16 protein-coding genes and 2 pseudogenes are annotated in these 20,051 nt (G+C 65.2%); 11 read left to right on the top strand and 7 right to left on the bottom strand.

Annotated features, from left to right (window positions below; genetic code table 11):
- Positions 1-91: 91 nt before the first annotated feature.
- The 4 genes and pseudogenes from AB0L60_RS33140 to AB0L60_RS33125 form a co-directional block, all read left to right on the top strand.
- Positions 92-1,006, top strand: a pseudogene (locus tag AB0L60_RS33140) (nitrilase-related carbon-nitrogen hydrolase); the annotation flags it as partial.
- A 69-nt stretch (positions 1,007-1,075) separates the two neighbouring features.
- Positions 1,076-1,288 (top strand): hypothetical protein, encoded by a 213-nt coding sequence (locus AB0L60_RS33135; RefSeq protein ID WP_364622314.1) that lies wholly within the window; start codon positions 1,076-1,078, stop codon positions 1,286-1,288.
- Between the two features lie 144 nt (positions 1,289-1,432).
- Positions 1,433-1,618 (top strand): hypothetical protein, encoded by a 186-nt coding sequence (locus AB0L60_RS33130; protein ID WP_364622195.1) that lies wholly within the window; start codon positions 1,433-1,435, stop codon positions 1,616-1,618.
- Positions 1,619-1,647: 29 nt separating this feature from the next.
- Positions 1,648-1,915 (top strand): annotated as a pseudogene (locus AB0L60_RS33125) (IS5/IS1182 family transposase); the annotation flags it as partial.
- A gap of 45 nt (positions 1,916-1,960) precedes the next feature.
- Here the strand turns inward: AB0L60_RS33125 and AB0L60_RS33120 are convergent.
- From AB0L60_RS33120 to AB0L60_RS33095, 6 genes are all read right to left on the bottom strand, one after another.
- The gene (locus AB0L60_RS33120; protein WP_364622311.1) at positions 1,961-3,586 is read right to left on the bottom strand and encodes an indolepyruvate oxidoreductase subunit beta family protein; all 1,626 of its coding nucleotides are present in this window, start codon (positions 3,584-3,586) and stop codon (positions 1,961-1,963) included.
- The gene (locus tag AB0L60_RS33115) at positions 3,583-5,748 is read right to left on the bottom strand and encodes an indolepyruvate ferredoxin oxidoreductase subunit alpha (RefSeq protein WP_364622193.1); all 2,166 of its coding nucleotides are present in this window, start codon (positions 5,746-5,748) and stop codon (positions 3,583-3,585) included. Before AB0L60_RS33115 ends, AB0L60_RS33120 begins: the two co-directional genes overlap by 4 nt.
- A gap of 13 nt (positions 5,749-5,761) precedes the next feature.
- The gene (locus AB0L60_RS33110; protein WP_364622191.1) at positions 5,762-6,532 is read right to left on the bottom strand and encodes a cyclase family protein; all 771 of its coding nucleotides are present in this window, start codon (positions 6,530-6,532) and stop codon (positions 5,762-5,764) included.
- Between the two features lie 111 nt (positions 6,533-6,643).
- The gene (locus AB0L60_RS33105; RefSeq protein WP_364622188.1) at positions 6,644-8,254 is read right to left on the bottom strand and encodes an NAD(P)/FAD-dependent oxidoreductase; all 1,611 of its coding nucleotides are present in this window, start codon (positions 8,252-8,254) and stop codon (positions 6,644-6,646) included.
- A gap of 110 nt (positions 8,255-8,364) precedes the next feature.
- Complete coding sequence (locus AB0L60_RS33100; protein WP_364622185.1) at positions 8,365-8,802, bottom strand: cupin domain-containing protein; 438 nt, start codon at positions 8,800-8,802, stop codon at positions 8,365-8,367.
- Positions 8,802-9,668: a fumarylacetoacetate hydrolase family protein gene (locus tag AB0L60_RS33095; protein ID WP_364622182.1), complete on the bottom strand. Its 867-nt coding sequence runs from the start codon at positions 9,666-9,668 to the stop codon at positions 8,802-8,804. The genes AB0L60_RS33100 and AB0L60_RS33095 overlap by 1 nt, the downstream gene beginning before the upstream one ends.
- 81 nt (positions 9,669-9,749) lie before the next feature.
- Here AB0L60_RS33095 and AB0L60_RS33090 point away from each other — a divergent pair, with 81 nt between their 5' ends.
- The 4 genes from AB0L60_RS33090 to AB0L60_RS33075 all read left to right on the top strand — a co-directional run bounded on the left by AB0L60_RS33090 (position 9,750) and on the right by AB0L60_RS33075 (position 14,864).
- Positions 9,750-10,247 (top strand): RidA family protein, encoded by a 498-nt coding sequence (locus AB0L60_RS33090; protein ID WP_364622179.1) that lies wholly within the window; start codon positions 9,750-9,752, stop codon positions 10,245-10,247.
- A gap of 105 nt (positions 10,248-10,352) precedes the next feature.
- On the top strand, positions 10,353-11,966 hold the full coding sequence (locus AB0L60_RS33085; protein ID WP_364622176.1) for an AMP-binding protein: 1,614 nt from the start codon (positions 10,353-10,355) through the stop codon (positions 11,964-11,966).
- Positions 11,963-12,454: a thioesterase family protein gene (locus tag AB0L60_RS33080; RefSeq protein ID WP_364622173.1), complete on the top strand. Its 492-nt coding sequence runs from the start codon at positions 11,963-11,965 to the stop codon at positions 12,452-12,454. Before AB0L60_RS33085 ends, AB0L60_RS33080 begins: the two co-directional genes overlap by 4 nt.
- Before the next feature lie 7 nt (positions 12,455-12,461).
- On the top strand, positions 12,462-14,864 hold the full coding sequence (locus AB0L60_RS33075; protein ID WP_364622170.1) for a bifunctional salicylyl-CoA 5-hydroxylase/oxidoreductase: 2,403 nt from the start codon (positions 12,462-12,464) through the stop codon (positions 14,862-14,864).
- A gap of 69 nt (positions 14,865-14,933) precedes the next feature.
- Here AB0L60_RS33075 and AB0L60_RS33070 read toward each other — a convergent pair whose 3' ends face one another.
- Positions 14,934-15,932, bottom strand: a complete 999-nt coding sequence (locus tag AB0L60_RS33070; protein WP_364622166.1) for an AraC family transcriptional regulator — start codon at positions 15,930-15,932, stop codon at positions 14,934-14,936.
- 37 nt (positions 15,933-15,969) lie between these two features.
- Here AB0L60_RS33070 and AB0L60_RS33065 point away from each other — a divergent pair, with 37 nt between their 5' ends.
- Genes AB0L60_RS33065 through AB0L60_RS33055 form a run of 3 tightly spaced genes read left to right on the top strand, consistent with a single transcriptional unit; the run spans position 15,970 to position 19,922 of the window.
- A complete protein-coding gene (locus AB0L60_RS33065) occupies positions 15,970-16,953 on the top strand; it encodes an SDR family oxidoreductase (RefSeq protein WP_364622163.1) in 984 nt (327 codons plus the stop codon).
- Between the two features lie 27 nt (positions 16,954-16,980).
- Positions 16,981-18,210, top strand: coding sequence for a styrene monooxygenase/indole monooxygenase family protein (locus AB0L60_RS33060; RefSeq protein ID WP_364622160.1), 1,230 nt, complete (start codon positions 16,981-16,983; stop codon positions 18,208-18,210).
- Complete coding sequence (locus AB0L60_RS33055) at positions 18,207-19,922, top strand: flavin reductase (protein WP_364622158.1); 1,716 nt, start codon at positions 18,207-18,209, stop codon at positions 19,920-19,922. Before AB0L60_RS33060 ends, AB0L60_RS33055 begins: the two co-directional genes overlap by 4 nt.
- The last annotated feature ends 129 nt before the right edge of the window (positions 19,923-20,051 follow it).

Here is a 20,051-nt window from a genome sequence, read left to right as displayed (position 1 = left end):
AGTGGAGGACAACGATGACCAACACGATCATCACCGGCGGGCGGGTGCGAACGCTCGCGCCGGACACGCCGGAAGCGGTCGCCGCTATCGAATGGTGTGGTGCGGAATGACCGGCCAAGCCGCCGGGGCAACACCGGTCGCGCCTTATATGGCGGTCGGGTTGTCGACCATCGTTCACGGCATCGGGGCGCGCGACCACATCGCGCGCAACCTCGACACGATCGAGGAGACCATTCACGCGGCGGTGTCGATCGTCGGCATCAACCTGCCGGTGAAACTCGTCGCTCTGGCCGAAGGGGCTCTCACCGGCTTCACCGACGAGATCTTCGATCTGCCGCACAGCCGGTGCGCCAGAGAGCTTTTCATCGATATACCCGGCCCGGAGACCGATCGTCTCGCTGCGCTGGCCCGGCTGTACGAAACCTACCTCATCGTCCAGTGCAAGGCCCGCTGGCCCGAGGTCATCGCGGACCGGTTCTTCAATGTCATGGTGGTGATCTCGCCGCAGGGTGAGATCGTCCATCGGGCCGCCAAGAACCATGTGTGGTGCCGGGAGCATTCGTGTACCCCGCACGATGTCTACGATCGGTGGGTCGAGCTGTTCGGCGACGGCATCGACGCCTTCTATCCGGTGCTGCGGACCCCGGACATCGGCAACATCGGCACCCTGTGCTGCAGCGACGGCGAGTACCCGGAAGCCGTTCGGGCCCTGGCGTTCAACGGCGCGGAGGTGGTGTACCGACCCAGCGAAGCCGTGCCGATGACCGCGGCCGGTCCGGACGCTGGAGGCACCTGGCTGCTGCAGAATCGGGCGCACGCGCACTTCAACGGGGTGTACATGGTGTGCCCGAACACCGGGCCGGTTTACTCGAGCCCCGCCGCCGAGCATCCCGTGGACATCGCCGGCGGCAACGGGCACATCGTCGACTATCACGGTCAGGTGATCGGGCGGGTATCGTCGGGCGCCAACGCGATCATTGCCGCGCCGGTGGATGTCGAGGCGCTCCGCCAGTATCGGATGATGAATCTGAACTCCAACTGGCTCAAGGACATTCGCACTGAGTTGTTCCAGCGTATGTACGACCGGCCGATCCATCCGGCCAATCTTTGGCTCGACCGTGAGCCCGGGCGGCACGCCGCGGTCGACGACATCTACCGGGCCAATATCGCTCGTCTGGTACAACAACGCGCGTATACCGAACCCGCACACCGGTTTCCCGGTGCACGCCACATCCCCGTGCCAGGCGACGGCGACATGGACGCCGTCGTGGCAAGGTGGCGGACGTAGCCTCACCGTTCACCCGTCGCCATCGCGGCCGAAAGAACGTGACGTGGTCTGCACCGCCCACAAGCCCCGCCTTGTCGTCGGCAGATCAGGTTAGAGCGCGCGCAACCAGGTATCGTCCTGCTGCGCGCGCTGGCCGAATCCGCGATGGTGGAGACACATCTGGTCTTCACGCATGGAGCGCGGCGCTGCGTCCAGCTGGAGACCGGCGGCCGGGTCGAGGACGTCTCGCTGTTGGCCGATGACGTCCACCACTCCGCTTATCTGTCCACCTCGATATCGTCGGGGTCCTTTCAGACCCTGGGTATGCCCGTGGTGCCGACGTCACACTGACGGAACGCCGGCGTGGTTCTAGCCGTGCGTCGCTGACGTATTGGGGGCGGTGACTCGCGGCTTCGGATCGACCGAATCGGACCTTCGATTCCGAGCGTGTGGTTGCCGCCGAAACCTGTGTGCGGCAAGGCAGGACACGCCGCGCGTTGGATTCTGTAGGATTCGACGCGGTCGCCTCCCCCCCGGGCACGGTGACGCAGATTTGCGGCGATCCGCCGGGTCGGCCGCCAGGTTCCCGGGGCCGCGGAACTCGTCGACACGCAATGCCGAGCCCACGATTACGACGACCCAGGCAAGCGCCGGTCGTGCGCAGATGCCCGACGCGTTGCCTTCAGAGGATTGTCAGCTGGGCACCGCTGCAGCGAGCTCGATGGTCAGAGCTGTGTGGGTCTCGTCGGCGAGTGCGGCCGCCCGAAGTTTCGAGAGTCGTTCGGCTGCATCAGGGTGCCCGGTCAGTTTGTGGGCAGCGTGCATGAGTTTTCCGAAACTGTCGGCGCCGTGTTCGAAGGTGGCGCCGTAGCCCTTGAGCACACATTGGCATTCGAGGATCTCGCGAGCGAGGTCGGCATCGAGTAGGGCGGTGGTCGATGCTGCTTTCAGCCATTCGTTGATGGCTTGCTGTTCGCGCTGATAGCGCAACGATCGTGGGCGCAAAGGGCGAAGTCGGGCCGTTATCGACAGGGCGGTGTAGCCGGTGATCGAGCTGGTGTTGACGGTCATGCCTCGGCGGGTCAACTTTCGAACCAGCCGTTGGAATGTGCTGGAGCGGCGCAGGACCGAGCCAACTCGAGCCGGCATGGTGTCGGTGATCTCGTCGATCTGTGGGTGGAGGTACTCGCGGACCTGAATCAGTTGGTCCGGTTCGGCACGCGCCTCGGAGCGGATGCGATCCATGCGGTGTCGCCGGATTTTCTGCAGCGCAACCTGAATGGTGTCCTGATAACACATCCACAGTGCGATCTGCCGGGCTGCTTCGGTGGTGAGCAGGGCGCTGCCCTCGGCATCTGGATCTACTGCCGCGAACTCCCTTACGCGACTCAGATATAGCCGAGAGTACGAAGTGTCCTGATACACCGCGGTGCGGACCAGGCCATGCAGGGTCATGGACCGCGCCGCAGGCGGGAGATCTCTGACGGTCTCCGCGAGCTTCCGCAGTTTGGGGCCGACGAGAGCTCCTGGGTCGGACGCGGCTATTTCGTTGCGGCGCTTATTTTCTCGTGTCTTCCGCTCGTCGGCGGTGAGCGGCCGGGGGATAAGGGTTAATTCCACTGGCTGTGAAGTTCGCGGTGGGATCGGGGGTTCGGTGACTGTCGGTGTGGCGGCGGCGCTGAAGCCGTCGGCGAACGCACGCAGGGACTGTTCGACCCCTTTGCCGAAGCCGCGAATCGGCTCTTCGAATTGTTCTCGGGTGAACGGTAATACGCCGGATCCGGCCACTGCGCCGAACAACGCCGCACTGATCACGCTGCGGTGGTGGTCGGCTACTGCCATGAAATCGGACGCTATCAGCCGCTTCGATCCGCGCCGGGCCGCGTCCAGCAGCGTCGCGCTGTCGACCCGACCATCGCCGAGAGCCATCTTCTCGTCGATCGAATACACCCTGTGTGTGGAGGTGAACAGGGTGGTTCGGTCCGGTGTCGTGAAACCACGTTGGACGGCGCGGGCCGCTTCCATCAGCTCGGAGGCAATCACGATGTCCACTTCGCCAGGGGTGGGGAACACGCTCAGCACAGGTTCGCCGCGTCCGGTTCCGATGGTGTGGCCGGTTCTGGAGGGTGGGAACAGTTCCACGTAGTACACGGTGGATCCGGTGCGCTGGGCGACACCGGGCACAGACGTGGTCTGGGCGAAGTAGTCAGCTGACTCGGCGACTTCCACGATCCAGTCGGAGAGTACGCCCCCGCCTTCGCCGCCCATGGCCAGGATCGCGAGTGTTATGGGGCGCTGTCCGGTGTACCAACCGGTCATGGTGTTACCTCGAATCCGGCGGCGCGGCGCTCTATTCCGCGCGCGAGCATGTTGATCCACCAGGTGCGCAGCCGGGCCAGCATGCGATCGCGCCGGGTGGGGTTGTAGACAACGTCCGTTCGATAGAAGGACGGACACAATACGGCCGCATGCGCGTTGGCGCCGCACACTCCGCATCCGACGCAGCTGTCGAGCACGGTCGCGATCGGATCGGTGCGCATGGGGTCGGGGTTGTCGGTGATGGTCAGCGACGGGCAGCCGGAGATGCGGATGCAGGCGTGATCACCGGTGCAGGTCTCCGGGTCGACGCCGAAACGTTCGCGGACCACCCGCTCGCCGGCCTGCAATGCCTGTGCCCGCTGCGGCTTCTCACGTCGTTGCCGGTTGAGCTGGCATTCGCTTTGCATGACAAGGACTTTCGGCCCTGTCTCATCGGTGGTGAGCGCATCGACGAAGGTGTCGCGCACGGTGGTGACGTCGTAGGTGTCGGCTATTGTCCTGGCCCACTTGACACCGATGCCGCGGACGGCCCTCTCGATGGGATGTTTGGTGGAGCGGGTCGGCAGGTCGGCGTGCGAGGAGAGCACGTCCTGACCTCCGGTGGCGGCCGCGTAATCGTTGTCGACGACTACCAGTAGCTGGTCGTTCTTGTTGAAGACCGCGTTGCCGACGCCGCTGCTCAGCCCGTTGTGCCAGAAGCCCCCGTCGCCCATCATCGCGATGGTTCGGCGGTCGGAGCCCTTCGAGTTCAGCGCCGCCGCAGCCGCCGAACCGAGGCCATAGCCCATGGTCGTCGCCCCCAGATCGAACGGCGCGTTGATCGAAAACAAGTGACAGCCGATGTCGGCACTGATGTGATGTTCGCCCGTTTCGCGTTCGGCGAGTTTCAATCCGCTGAAGATGGGTCGCTCCGGGCATCCGGTGCACAGCCCGGGGGGCCTGGGCCGCACAGTGTGCGGCTCGACCCGGACCGCGAACGGGCTGGCCGGATCGTCGGCCGAGCGCAGGAGCGCGGGTTCGGCAGAAATCACCTCGGGCAGATAGCTGCTGAGAAAGGTATGCACTCCACGCGTGACGACCAGCGAGGTGTACTCGCCCGCCATGGTCAGCATGTCCTTGCCGTGCAGTTCTGTGGGTATGCCGGCACGGCGCAGGATGGCATTGATGTTCTGTTCGATGAAGTCGGGCTGGCCTTCTTCGATCAGCAGCACCGAGCGCTTGCCGGTGCAGAATTCGATGACTTCTTCGTCGATCACCGGGTAGGCAACGTTCATTACGTACAGCGGTACCCGAGTGTTGCCGAACGCATCCGAGCAGCCGAGCAGTTCCATCGACCGGTTGAGGGTGTTGTACAGCCCTCCTTGAACGATGATTCCTACGTCGGCGAGGTCATCGCCGAACACCTCATTGAGCCCGTGGTCGCGGATGTGCTTCACCGCGGCGGGCCATCGGTTTTCGATCTTTTCCTTCTCGTGTTGAAAGTTGGCTGGCGGCAACACGATTCGACTCACGTCGCGAGTGGGCTGCCGAGTCGCTTCGGTGACCGTCATCGGAGGTCGCTTGTTGTCTTCGGCCTGGAACGCTCCATGCAGGTGACAAGAGCGCAGCCGCAGCAGCAAGAACACAGGGGTGTTGCTCGCCTCCGATAATTCGAAGCCGGATTTGACGGCGTTCACGATCGCGGTGATGTTCGGCCGCGGATCCAACAGCCACATCTGCGATTTCATCGCGAACGCGTGCGAACGCTCCTGCATGATGCTGGAGCCTTCGCCGTAGTCCTCGCCCAGAATGATGAGTGCACCGCCGGTGACGCCGCCGCTGGCCAGATTCGCCAGGGCGTCGGCAGCAACGTTGGTGCCCACGGTTGACTTCCATGTCACCGCGCCACGAAGCGGATAGTGCACCGATGCGGCCAGCATCGCCGCCGCGGTAGCTTCCGAGGCACTGTTTTCGAAATAGACGCCGAGCTCGTCGAGTACGTCTTTGGAATCGCCGAGCACGTCCATGAGATGGGAGATCGGTGCGCCCTGGTAGCCGCCGACATAGGCGACGCCGGACTGCAGCAGCGCCTTCGTGACCGCCAGGATCCCCTCCACGTGCAGGGTAGTGCCGCAGCCCTGCCGCAGTTTGCCGACCTCGTTCGTAAAAGACCGTTCCGCCATGGTTTTCCCTCCCCTATCCGGCGTCACGTTCGACGAGTGCGAGCACCCGCGCCGGGCTGCCGGACCCGCCTACGATCGGCAGTGGGGACACGATCAGCAGGGCGCCGGTGGCGGGCAGCCGGGCGAGGTTGCGCAGACTGGTCAGGCCCCATTTGTTGGCGCCCAGTAGCTGGCTGTGGCACGGGAAGGGCGGTTCGAACCCGGCGGCCGCGCCGGCGTCGGTGCCGACGGTTTCCACGCCGAGTCCGGTCAGTGCGGACTCTTCGGCCAGCCATTTGGCGCAGGCGGCGGAAACGCCGGGTGTGTGCCCGTCATTGGTGAACGCGGCGGCATCCTCACCTCGGGATTCCCATCCGGTGCGATAGAGCAGCCAGCCGCCCGCTGGGAGCGGTCCGTGCTCTTTCTCCCAGCGGCGGATGTGATCGACTTCCAACAGGAATTCCGGGTCGGCCGCGACCTCGGCGGTCATGTCGATCATGGCAACGGGCGCGAACAGTGTGCGCATCGGGGCTTGTGAGACATCGTGTCCGTCACGGCCGCTCAACCAGTGCACCGGTGCGTCGAGATGGGTGCCCGTGTGCTCGCCGGTGTGGATGTTGTTCCAGTACCAGGCGGGCCCGCGGTCGTCGTAGCGGCTGATCTCCTCGAGCCGGAACGGGACGGTGTTGGCCAGCGGCGGCGGTAACTGCAGGATCGGGGTGGACTCCTGCAACGGAGTAGTGAGATCGATGATGTCGACAGCGCCGGAGCGGGTCGCTTCGATGACGGCGTTGAGCAGAGACATCGTGGCTCCTGTGGTGAGTAACTGGTTTCGAAGTCTGATGCGGCTGGTCGGGCCGAGCTATCCGCTGCACGCGGCGGTTGTCCGGCCGGCGCAGTCCACCGGCGGCGCTGTTCAACGTGTGCGGAACAGTCTGCGCAGCTTGCGATTTCGTGTGAGCGTTCGCGCTACGAGGTGTCCCGATCCGCCGCTCAAGCCGGGGCCGGGATGCGTGGATGCGCCGATCTGCCACAATCCGGACACGGGTGTCGCATGCCGTCCGGCGGACGGCAGGGGGCGCCACAGATAACTCTGGTCCAATTCGCACGAACCCCCGTAGGGATCGCCCATGACGGCATTCGGATTGTGTGCGGCCAGATCGGCCGGGGTGATGACGTCGACCGCGAGCACTTTCCGGGGAAGGTCGGGGGCGTGGGTCGCGATTCGCGCCAATACCCGATCGGCGAAACTCCGTGCCAGCGCCGGGGTCCAGCCGTGAGTTGTATCCAGCGCTCCAGCCGCATCGCCCATCGGTGCGAATGGGACTTCCTGCAGTTGCAGCCAGAGTGCGGCCGTGCCGTCCGGCACTCTGCTGGGGTCCAGCAGGTACTGCTGGCCTACGACGACGGTCGGTCGGCGGGGGAGCAGCCCGGCTTCGGCCTCGGCGCAGGCGATTCCGGTGCTGTCGGATCCATCGGAGATGTGAATCAACGGAATGTCCCGCAATCGGGTGTCGGCCCAGTCCAGTGGCGCCGACAAGGCGACATGGACTTGCATTTCCGCGCGGCCGTAGCGGAAGGTCGCAGCCTCGGCGCGGATGGTGGACGACACTGCTTCAGGTGGTAACAGCTTGTCGTACAAGGCGGTTGGCGTCACCGAAGCGAGCACCGCGCGGCGGGCGTAGGTGGCGTGGCCATTGGCGACGACCCCGATTGCTCGGCCGTGGTCCACTAGGATCCGCTCCACCGAGGTGGAAGTTCGCACCTCTACGCCGAGGGAATGCAGTAGTGACTCGAACGCCGTCAGCAGCCCGGCGGATCCGCCGGCAACCACCGGCAGTCCGGCCCCGTGCAGGGTGGCCGCGAGCAATGGCATCATCAGTCCGCCTGAAGCATGGTCCGGAGAGAGACCGGCGTGCAGCAGCCACGGGGCATAGAGGTGATCGACCTCGTGGCCGCGGAACTCGCGGCGCGCGAATCCGCGACCGCTGCTGAGCGCCATCCGCAGCCAGTCTTCAGTGCCGCGTCGCCCACCGCGGATCAGACCGGCCAGCGGTCGGAGCGTGGACGGCGAGCGAAGTTCGGCGTCCATCAGTCCGCCGATCGGTGCCGCACTCGCGGCAAGCCGGGCCAGCATCGCGAGATACGCGGCCCGGTCTCCGGGGTCGGCGAACTCCATGACGGTGCGTTCCGGATCGCGGTGTGCGATGGTGACGCGGCCGTCATCGGCAACGCTGGCGGTCACCCATTCTTCGGTGTTGCGGAATTCGAGTCCGTGTTCGTGCAGGTGGGGTCCGAGGCTCGCATAGGCGGCGCCGGAGACGAACAACGGATGCCAGGACGAATAGGTGTCGTGCCGGTAGCCGGGAAGAGTGCGTTCCTCGGTGGCGATGAATCCGCCGATCTCCGCATTGCGCTCCAGCAACTGCACCGACCAGCCGGCCAGTGCCAACTCGGCCGCGGCCACCAGGCCGTTGACCCCTGAGCCGACGATAATCGCGTCGGCTTCGGTTGTGATGTCGGTCATAGGACGCACGGTATGGTTGCGGCACGTGCTCGGCTATACGCTGCGCGCGGCATCTGTCCGGATCGTGCGGTCCGATGGCCCGGGCCGGTGGTGCGACCCGAGCTCGAGTCTCACGCCCGCCGGTATCCGACCAGGATGGAATCGTCGACATCGGGCAGGTTGACAACGATATTGTCCGGAGTGCGGCAGGTCAGCCAGACCAGCTTTTCGGTGGTGCTCATGTTCACCTCGACGTGTGGCATGAACGGTGGCACGAATACGAAATCGCCTTCGCTCATGTCGACGTACTCCTGATAGTTCTCCCCGTAGTAGATGCGTGCCTTCCCGGTGAGGACATAGCCGCCGGTCTCGGCTTCGCCGTGGTGATGGGGCAAGGATCGGTAGCCGGGTTCGTTGGTCACCTTGCCGTACCAGATCTTGGTCGCCGGGGTGTGCTGCGGGCTCACGCCCGAGACGCGCACCGCGCCACCGGACTGTGCCGTCCCGGTGTACTCCGCTCCGGCTCTGGTGACAATCGGAGCGGCCTGGATGGTGGAGTCGCTGGTCATCATGATTCCTTTCCGTCCCGCTGGGCGGGCTCGATATCATTGGGGGACACGGTGATTCGATTGCGTAGCAGGCCGATGCCCTCGATTTCGGTCTCGACGACGTCGCCGGCACGCAGGTAGCGCGGCGGGTCCGCCGCGATGCCGACACCCCCCGGGGTGCCGGTCAATACGACGTCACCGGGACGCAGCACGGTGAACGCGGAGATGTACGACAGCAGGGTCGCCGGGTCGAAGACGAGGTCGTCGGTCGTCCCGGTCTGCTCCTCGGTGCCGTTGACCCGGCAGACGATGCGGAGGCCATCGGTGGGGTCGGCCTCGTCGGGTGTCACCAGATCAGGACCCAGTGGAGTGGTGGCGTCGAATGCCTTGCCTTGCAACCACTGCGAAGTCCTCCGCTGCCAGTCGCGCACCGAGAAGTCGTTCGCGACGGTGTATCCGGCGATGGCTGCCCGCGCCGTGTCGCGATCGGCGCGGCGCAGGGTGGCGCCCACAACGATCGCGAGTTCGGCCTCCCAGTCGAACAGCACCGCCTCGGCCGGGCCGGGCAGGGCGATGTCGGCGTTCCAGGCGGTGAGGGTGTCGGCGAATTTCGCGAAGAGTGTGGGGAATTCGGGCGCGTATCGACCCATCTCGGCGATGTGGGCGCGGTAATTGTGGCCGCAGCACACGATCTTGGTCGGCGCTGTCACTACCGGCGCCGCCTGCCCTGGTGGTGGCTGCGCGCCGGGCAGCGGTCGGACCGAGCGCCAGTTCGGGTCCGAGAGCAGTGCGCCGACGTCGGCGGCTCTCGTCGCGTACCACTGTCCGTCGGCGCGGACTTCGGCGCGACTGCCGTGGTCGTCGCGGAGAACTGTTCGCAAACGCATCGCTGGAGACTCCAGGAATTCGGCCGGGTTGCCCGCGGCGGCTTCGAACGCAAGGAGCGACAGCTCGTATATAGCGTTCTATTGACGATCATCAATCTAACACCATATTGTGGTTCGGGCCACCCCTTCGAATCGGCTCGCCGCCCGGTGGGTCTCCGCGAGAAAGAGGCGATCATGCTCGTCGACCACATCAATCCGCCCGAGCTGGCGAAACCCTCCGGGTTCGCCCACGCCACGCGGTTTCGCGACATCGTGCACCTGGCGGGCCAGACCGCCTTGACACCCGAGGGGACGATCGTCGACGGCGGGATCGTCGCCCAGTTCCGGCAGGCGCTGGCCAATGTGATCGCGGCGCTCGAGGCTGCGGGTGGAAAGCCGCAGAATCTACTGTCGGTGACCATCTACCTGCTGGACATTCCCGGCTATCAGGCTCACGCCAAGGAAATCGGCCGGCTCTGGCGCGAGTTGGTTGGCGAGGCGTACCCGGCGATGGCCGGAATCGGTGTCACCGCGCTCTGGCAACCCGAAGCGCTCGTGGAGATTCAGGCCGTAGCCGCGCTGGATTCCGAACAGCCTTGATCTCACCCGCTCGGTGCGGCCTCGGAACATGGCACGACATCGACGGCGGTCAAATAGAAGCAATGAGATTGAATTAGCCTCACCAGTTCGAAAGGGCCGAGCTTGATGCTCACACCCTCCGCGCACAAAGACACCTTCTGCCGCGACAATCTCCCGCCCGAAGCCGACTGGCCCGATCTGGTCTTCGACCTGGCAGGGCTGCGCTACCCCGATCGTCTCAACTGCGCGAGCGCCTTGCTCGATGCGACGGTAGCGGTCCATGGCCGGGCCAGGCCCTGCCTGCACTCCGAGTCCGAAACTTGGACCTACGGCGATCTTCTCGACCGTGCGAACCAGATTGCGCATGTGCTGGCCGACGACTACGGCCTGGTTCCCGGAAATCGTGTGTTGTTGCGCGCTCCCAATACCCCGTGGCTGGTTGCCTGCTGGTTCGGTGTAGTCAAGGCAGGTGGTGTGGTGGTGACCACCATGCCCCTGCTGCGTGCTCCCGAGCTGACCAAACTGATCGAGCTGACCCGCCCGGCGCTGGCTTTATGTGATCACCGGCTGCTCGACGAACTGTCCGCGGCCGACACGGCCTTGCGTATCGTCTCGGTCGGCGGGACGGGCGACGATGACCTGATCCGCAGGGCGGCAGCGAAACCGGTCGCCTACACCGATGTGCGGACCAGTGCCGACGACGTGGTGCTGCTCGCGCCGACCTCGGGTACGACCGGAATGCCGAAGGTCGCCATGCACTTCCACCGCGACCTGCTGGCCATTGCGGACACGTTCTCCGCACATGTGCTGCGACCGCACGGCGCTGATGTCTTCATCGGGACACCGCCTTTGGCATTCACTTTCGGCCTCGGTGGGCTGGTGACGTTCCCGCTGTCTGTCGGAGCGTCGGTCGTGCTGTTGGAGAAACCCGATCCGGATGCGCTCGTCGCCGCGATCGAGAAGTTCTCGGTGACAGTGCTTTTCACTGCGCCGACCGTGTACAAGTCTTTGATCAAGCGCGACGATCCGGAGCGCCTGAAATCCCTGCGCCGGTGCGTTTCGGCCGGTGAACATCTGCCCGAAGCCGTTTTCGAGCGGTTTCACGAACGGACCGGGCTGAAGATCATCAACGGTCTCGGCGGCACTGAACTGCTCCATGTCTTCATCTCGGCGGCTGACGACGACATCCGCGCCGGCTCCACCGGTAGGGTCGTGCCCGGATTTCGCGCCGAGATCCAGGACGACGATGGCAGTCCGGTACCGGATGGCACTCCCGGCCGGCTGGCGGTACAGGGACCAACCGGATGCCGGTATCTGGCCGATCCCCGTCAGCGTCAGTATGTGCGCAATGGCTGGAATATGACCGGCGACACCTACGCTCGCGACGCCGACGGCTACTTCTGGTACCACGCCCGCAGCGACGACATGATCGTCTCGGCCGGGTACAACATCGGTGCACCGGAGGTCGAGGCGGTCCTCGACCAGCACCCGGATGTGGTCGAGAGTGCTGTGATCGGTGTTCCCGATGAGGACCGCGGCATGATCGTACACGCGGCGGTGGTGCTCCGGCCGGGCGTCGCGGGCGACGCGGCGAAGGCTCGGGAGCTCCAGGACTTCGCCAAAAGCACTGCGGCACCGTACAAGTACCCGCGCAGTATCGAATTCGTCGACAGTCTGCCCCGCAATCCCAGCGGCAAGCTACAGCGGTTCAAGGTGCGCGAGAACTGGGGGACGCGATGACCGACATCGTGATCGAGCGTGTCGTGGACTGGCAGGACACCGATGCCGCCGGGCACTACCACCACAGTACGGTCGTGCGCTGGGTGGAGGCGGCCGAAGCCGCGCTGCTCGACCGAATCGGGCTGCGCTGGCTGTTCGGCCGTATTCCACGAGTGCGATACGAAGTCGACTACCTGGAGCGCCTCTGGTTCGGCGATACCGCGTCCATCAGCCTGTCGGTGGGCAATGTCGGCCGATCCTCGCTCCGGTACGACTTCATCATCACCAGGATCCCCGCGGTGACGCAGCCGTCACTGCCGGAACCGTCGACGATCGCGGCCCGCGGCGTCCTGACAGCCGCCCATGTGCCCAGCGCCGACCGGGGCTCGATGCCATGGCCCGACAACATTGCCGCGGCCTTACGCGGCGCCCCGCTGCCCGAATTCGGCTCGGCCGAGTCCAACTGGCAGCCACCTGAATTCGAACCGACTTCGATCCGAAGAGTGTGAGGCTTTCATGCGTATCGCCGTGATCGGCGGAGGGCCCGCGGGGCTGTACTTCTCCGCCTTGATGAAACAACTCGACCCCACCCACGACATCACCATCTGGGAGCGCAATGCTCCCGACGACACCTTCGGTTTCGGTGTGGTGTTCTCCGACGAGACCCTCGGTGGCATCGAGCATGCCGACGAGGAGATCTATCGTGCGATGAGCGAGCAATTCGCCCGCTGGAGCGATATCGATATCCACTACCGGGGTGAGGTCCGTACCTCCGGCGGCCAGGGGTTCGCGGCGATGAGCCGCAAGGAGTTACTGCGCATCTTGCAGCGGCGATGCGCCGATCTGGGTGTCACCATCCATTTCCGCACGCTCGCGCCGGATGTGGAGGAGTTGTCCGCCACCCATGATCTGGTGCTTGCGGCCGATGGTCTCAACTCCGTGGTGCGGACCCGTTTCGCGGATGTGTTCGGCCCGGATCTGGATCGGCGGCACAACAAGTACATGTGGCTGGGCACCGACCGGGTGTTCGAGGCATTCGAGTTCTTCATCAAGCACACCCCGTACGGGGTCATGCAGGTACACGGCTATCCGTTCAGTGCCGAGCAGAGCACCTTCATCGTGGAGATGCACGAATCCGTGTGGCGGAAAGCCGGTTTCGATGTGTTCGCCGACCGCGCGTTCTTGCCCGGCGAGAACGACGAGAAGTCCATCGCGCTACTGGCGGAGATCCTGGCCGACGAGTTGGACGGCCACGGTCTGCAGGCCAACAACTCGCGGTGGATCGATTTCACCACGGTCCGCAACCGGACGTGGCGGCACGGCAATGTGGTGCTGATGGGTGATGCCGCGCATACCGCGCACTTCTCCATCGGCTCGGGCACGAAACTGGCCATGGAAGATGCCCTCGCGCTCGCCGCCTGTCTGCACGAAAATGACTCCGTCGCAACTGGTCTGGAAAAGTACGAGCAGGAACGACGGCCCGTCGTGGAGTCCATTCAACGGGCTGCCCAGGCCAGCCTGGAGTGGTTCGAAGCGATCGGCAACTACACCGATCAAGCGCCGGATCAGTTCGCTTTCAATCTCCTCACGCGCAGTCGCCGCATCACCTACGACAACCTGCGGCTGCGTGACAACGGATTCGTGAACCGGATCGACGGGTGGTACCTCTCGATCCAGGACGATACGCCGCAGAACGCGGCGGTGATCGGCGACGAAACTCGTCCGCCCATGTTCTATCCGTTGCGGCTCAAGGGAATCGAGCTACCCAACCGGATCCTTGTCTCGCCGATGGACATGTACTCCGCCGTCGACGGCGTGCCCACCGACTTCCACCTGGTGCATCTGGGCAGCAAGGCGCTCGGCGGCGCCGGCCTGGTAATGACCGAGATGGTGTGTGTGTCGCCCGAGGGGCGCATCACGCCCGGTTGCGCGGGGCTGTACACCACCGAACAAGAGCGGGCGTGGGCCCGGGTCGTGGATTTCGTGCATGCCAATTCCCGATCGAAGATTGGTGTGCAACTGGGGCATTCCGGCCGCAAGGGCGCCACCAAGGTCATGTGGGAGGGCATCGACGACCCGCTGGACACCGGCGGCTGGGACACCGTCGCCCCGTCGGCCATCCCGTACGGACCCGACAGCCGCACCCCGCGCGAGATCACGTGCGAGCAGATGGACGAGATCACCGAGCAGTTCGCTCGGTCGGGCCAGGCCGCCGCCCGCGCCGGGTTCGATCTGCTCGAACTGCACTGTGCGCATGGATATCTGCTGTCTTCTTTCCTCTCCGCGCTGGCCAATCAGCGCACCGATGATTTCGGCGGCTCACTCGAGAACCGTTTGCGCTTCCCGCTGCGCGTCTTCGATGCGATCCGAGCGGTGTGGCCCGCGGATCGGCCACTGTCGGTGCGCATTTCGGCCACCGACTGGGCGGAGGGGGGCAACACCGTCGACGACGCGGTCGAGATCGCTCGTGCATTCGCCGAACACGGAGCCGATGTGCTGCATGTGTCCTCCGGCCAGGTGGTCAAGCATGAGAAGCCTGCGTTCGGGCGCAGTTATCAGACGCCGTTCGCGGACCGGATCCGGCAGGAGGTCGGTGTGCCTTACGGCATCTCGGTGGTGGCGGTCGGTGCCATCTCCTCCTACGACGATGTCAATTCGGTCCTGCTCGCCGGGCGCGCCGACCTGGTGGCGATCGGCCGTGCTCATCTGTGGGATCCGCAGTGGACACTGCACGCCGCGGTGGACCAGCAGTATGTCGGCGAGGCGGCGGAATGGCCCGCGCCCTTCCGCGCTGGTAACCGCAAACCGCCTAACGGCCGCACCGACGGCCCGCCCCCGCGTCTTCAGTTGATCCGTGCTGCTGAAGGAGTAACGACCCTCCGGCGACGCTGGCAGCCGGACGTCGGTGTGAGTCGCTGAGTACGGTCACACAGGATCTGTTGCGTCCCCCGCCCGGCTACGGGCGGGGGATTTGCCTTGTGGTGTGGGCTATTTCCGGACGGTGCGGTCACGTTCCAGTCGAAGCGTCCGCGACGGTGATTCGCCATAGCGATCGCGGTAAAGGATCGAGAAACGGCCCGGGTGCAGGAATCCCCACCGCATCGCGATATCGGTCACCGTGGCGGTTGTCGGATCGGCCGCCAGCAGGTCGGTCCGCACGCGCCGCAGTCGTACATCGCGCAGGTATGCCATCGGTGTCGTGTCGTAGTAGCGGCGGAAGCCGTCCTGGAGCGTGCGTGTGCTCACGCCGATTGCCTCGGCGATGTCGTCGATGGTGAGGGGTTCATGGGCGTGGGCCTCGATCAGATCCGCCGCCTGCGCGATGGGCCGGGCCACGGTCGGCTGTGGTCGCCGGTCGAGCTCGTCGCGGTAGTTGTGCGGCTGGCCGAGCAGCAGCTGGCTGACGAGGAGCCCTTCGAATTCCCGGACAGGTATCGATTCCGGGATCTCGGCCGAGCCGACGGCATCGGTCAACAGCTCGAGCAGCCCGCTCCAGGTGCGGCCGGCCGGGGTCGTGAGATCCATCCGCGGGGTGAATGCGAGGGGCGTGGTCGGTTCCCTTCCGATCTTCTTGCGCAGCACGTCGTGAACCGATGCGCGATCCAAACGCAGCAGCAGTTGCCGATTCGCCCCTTCCCACGACATCGATACTCGCGGTCCGGGTTCGAGTACCGAGGCCACTTCCGGTGTGGAGGTGAAACTTTCGGCTCCAACGGTGATCGTGGCACGACCGACGAGGGGGACCTGGACGAGGTAGAAGTCGTCGAGATCGCGCGGGTCGATGCGGACATCGGTGCCGTACTCCAGGTAGTACACGCCCACGCTGTTCCAGCGCAGGCCGTTGAAGTGTGCGTCGAGTCCGGTACTGCGGCTCAGCGGTGACAGCCGGTGGTCGCAAAAGGCCTGGCCGACGGTGTCGCGTACGACGTCAGGGTCGCTGGAGGCCGCTAGGCGGTATCGGCTGAGCGGGCGCTCATCATCGTTCATGCTTCCTCCAGGCGGCGCACGCGCACATATCGTCCTGTTGACCATCGTCATCATTGCGCGTTACCAGTTTGTTCTATTCCGGCGTCATACGTGTCAAGAACCGGTGGATCGACGCTGTGCGGACAAGCTCCGCGTTTGCGGGATAGCCGACGATCCAGCCGCTCCTTACCGTGACTCGGGTCACATTAGCGGGTGTAGTTCGGAGGGCCGCATGTCAACCTCAATCTCACTGTCCACGAAAACGGCGATCGTCACAGGTGGCGCCACCCTGTTCGGGACTGGCGTCGTCGCCGAGCTCGTCGCCGCGGGCGCGCGGGTGGTGGTAGCCGATATCGACGAGGTGGGCGGCGCGGCGGTTGCCGAGAAGTTCGACCGGGCCGCGTTCGTCCGGACCGACATCACCAGCGATGAGTCCATCCGGCGTTGCGTCGGTGCGACGGTCGAAAGGTTCGGATCGCTCGATGTCCTGGTCAATCTGGCCTGCTCGTACGGAGACGATGGCGCCGACACCGACCGGGCAACCTGGTTGCGGACCCTGGACGTCAATTTGGTCAGCGCGGTGCTGTTCGCTGCCACCGCCCGTCCCCATCTGGCACGGAGTCGCGGAGCCATCGTCAACCTGAGCTCGATTTCGGCGAAGGTCGCGCAGGCCGGTCGGTGGGTATACCCGGCGAGCAAGGCCGCTATCGCCCAGGTCACCCGCAACATGGCGTTGGATTACGCCGCTGACGGTATCCGAGTCAATTCGGTGAGCCCGGGCTGGACCTGGTCGAAAATCATGGACGAGCTTTCCGCCGGCGACCGCGCGCACACCGACTCCGTCGCGGCGCCCTTCCACCTGCTCGCCCGCACCGGCGACCCATCCGAGGTGGGTCGTGTGATCGCCTTTCTTGCCTCCGAAGCAGCGTCGTTCGTCACCGGCGCCGATTGGGCCGTCGACGGCGGCTACTCCGCTCTCGGCCCGGAGCAGACCGTGAGTGCCATCCCGCAACTCGCCGCCGAGAGCGCTCCGGCGCACTGACCCGAACCCGAAAATCAAAGGAACACAATGCGTACCATCACCATCATCGGTGCCGGTCAGTCCGGCCTGCAGCTCGGCATGGGTCTGCTGGATGCCGGATACGACGTCCGGATCGTGTCGAACCGCACCCCCGAAGAGATCTTCACCGGCCAGGTGACCTCCAGCCAGTGCATGTTCGGCAGCTCGCTGGCCCGAGAACACGCGCTCCGTCTGGATTTCTGGGCCGAGGGATGTCCGGATGTGGACGGCATCGCGTTCACTGTTCCCGACGACAAAGGGGGTAAGGCGATCTCCTGGGCTTCCCGGCTGGACCTTCGGGCGCAATCTGTCGACCAGCGGGTGAAGATGCCACGCTGGATGGGCGAATTCGAACACCGCGGTGGTCAGCTCGACATCCACGATGCCAGCCTCGACGACCTCGAGAGATATGCGCGCGAGTCCGACCTGGTGCTGGTGGCGGCGGGCAAGGGTGACATTGCCAGGATGTTCGAACGTGACTCGGCCCGTTCGACATTCGACCGACCGCAACGGGCCTTGTCGCTCACGTACGTGACCGGTATGGCACCCCGCGAACCATATTCGGCAGTGTCGTTCAATATGGTTCCCGGGATCGGCGAGTACTTCGTATTCCCCGCGCTGACCACGACCGGGCCGTGCGAGATCATGGTCATCGAGGGTGTGCCCGGCGGTCCGATGGATTGCTTCGGTGGTGTCACCGACCCGCACCAGCACCTCGAGACCGCGAAGAAGATCGTCGAAACTTACCTGCCGTGGGAGGCCGAACGTTGCCGCGACCTCGAGCTCACCGACGACCTGGGCGTGCTCGCCGGTCGCTTCCCACCCACCGTGCGCCGGCCGATCGGGGTGCTTCCTTCGGGAGCTCCCGTGCTCGGCATGGCCGACGTCGTCGTGCTCAATGACCCCATCACCGGGCAGGGATCCAACAACGCCTCCAAATGTGCCGCCTCCTATCTGGCGAGCATCCTCGAGCACGGCGAGCGCCCCTTCGACCGGCAGTTCATGCACGACACGTTCGAAAGGTATTGGGACTACGCGAAGTACGTGGTGGCCTGGACCAACGGGCTACTGGTTCCCCCACCCGAACACGCGCTGGCGATGTTGGGCGCGGCCGGAACGAGTCCGCGTATCGCTCGTCGCTTCGCGAACGGTTTCGACGATCCGCGGGACTTCTTCCACTGGTTCATGGACCCCGACAGCGCGCGGTCGTACCTCGACGACCTCGCCCCGGCAGCATGAACGCCCGGGAACCCCACCGCATCGCGATCATCGGGGCAGGACAGGCCGGAGCCTTGCTGGCGTTGGGGCTGCGGCGCCACGGCTGCGCGGTGACCTTGATCGGCGACCGCCACCCCGACGAGGTCCGTACCGGTTCGGTGCTGTCGAGTCAATGCCTGTTCGGGTCGGCCCTACGGGTCCTGAGCCGTATCGTCGACGTCGAGGAAGATGCCCCCGCTATCGACCGTCTTGCACTGAGCATCGACGGTGTGGGGGAAGTGGTTTCGGCGTTCGAGACTCCTGCGTACTCGATCGACCAGCGTGTGGCCTGCGCCGCCTTGATCGAGGCGTTCATCGCCGAGGGCGGGAGCTTCCACGTCGAGGACGTCACCGTGGAACGTCTGGATTCCCTTGCGGCACAACATAGTCTGACCATCGTAGCGACCGGTACCGGAGACCTGGGAAGGATGTTCGTCCGTGATCGGGTGCGGTCGCCGTACGACCGTCCGAAGCGGGCGCTGGCGGTGGCGTATGTGCGCGGACTGCTGCCCGACGATTCCGGCGCCGACCTCACCATCTCGGTGATGCCGGGGGCCGGGGAAGTGATCACGCTGCCTGCGCTCACCACCTCCGGCCCGTGCTCGATCCTGGTCGTCGAAGCGATCCCGGGCGGACCGATCGATCGCTTCGACAACATGACGACGCCGGAGGAGCATCTGCGACGGTGCGTGGAGGTCCTCGACGACGCGTTTCCGAAGATCGCGGCCCGAGCCCGTGACATCGAGCTGACCGATGACGGCGGTGTGCTGCGCGGCCGGTTGACGCCCACGGTGCGACGGCCGGTGGCCTTCACCGCGTCCGGGCATCCGGTGCTGGGCCTGGCCGACGCGGTGGTGCTCAATGATCCGCTGACCGCGCAGGGCGCGAACAACGCCGTCCATGCGGCAGGTATCTACCTCGATGCGATATTGCGGCACGGCGCGAAGGCGTTCGACACCGAGTGGATGCACGAGGTATTCGAATCCTTCTGGCGCAACTGGGGGCGGTGGTCCGTGGCGTGGACCAACCGCATGCTCACCGAGATCCCCGAGCATGTACTGGATTTCGTGCGGATCGCCGCGGACGAGCCGGCGGTGGCCGGGCTGTTCGCAGCTGGATTCGACGACCCGAGCGCCGTGCACGACTGGTGGTTCGACCGGTCCGACGCCGAGCGCGTGCTCGATGTGGTCCGGTCCGAATCGAATGCGGTCGACCCGCGGGCCTTGCGAAATGCCCTCGGGCTGTACGCGACCGGTGTCACGGTCGTGACCGCCCGCGCACCCGACGGCCGCAAGGTCGGGGTGACCGCCAACTCGTTCACCTCGGTCTCGCTGGATCCACCGCTGGTCGCCTGGTGCCCGGCCAAGAAGGCACCGAGTCTGCCCGACCTTGTCGCAGCGTCTCACTTCGCCGTGAACGTGCTCGCCGTCGACCAGCATGAGCTCTCCCGGCAGTTCGCCACGCCCGCGCCGGACAAGTTCGCCGGGGTGGCCCACCACGACGGTATCGCGGGAGTTCCATTGCTGGACAACAGCATCGCCCGCTTCCAGTGCCGGACCGTGCAGCGGGTGGAAGCCGGTGATCATGTCATTTTCATCGGCGAGGTCGAGCAGTTCGACACCTGTAATGGTCAGCCGCTGGTCTTCCACTCCGGGGGTTACCGAATCGCCGCCGATCATCCCGACTTCTCCTGAACGACAAGGGCGCTCGTCCACCGATCGTCCGGGAGGCCGTAGTTGCCGTCGCGTGGCCATCACCTTGTCCCATGATGTAGATTATTCTTGACGATCGAAATGTTGACTCTATATAACTGCTGCCGCAGT

This window comes from Nocardia sp. NPDC051981 (assembly GCF_040680715.1).
Classification (GTDB): domain Bacteria; phylum Actinomycetota; class Actinomycetes; order Mycobacteriales; family Mycobacteriaceae; genus Nocardia.
Note: the sequence above shows the minus strand (reverse complement) of the source record. Positions and strands in the feature narration are given on the sequence as shown.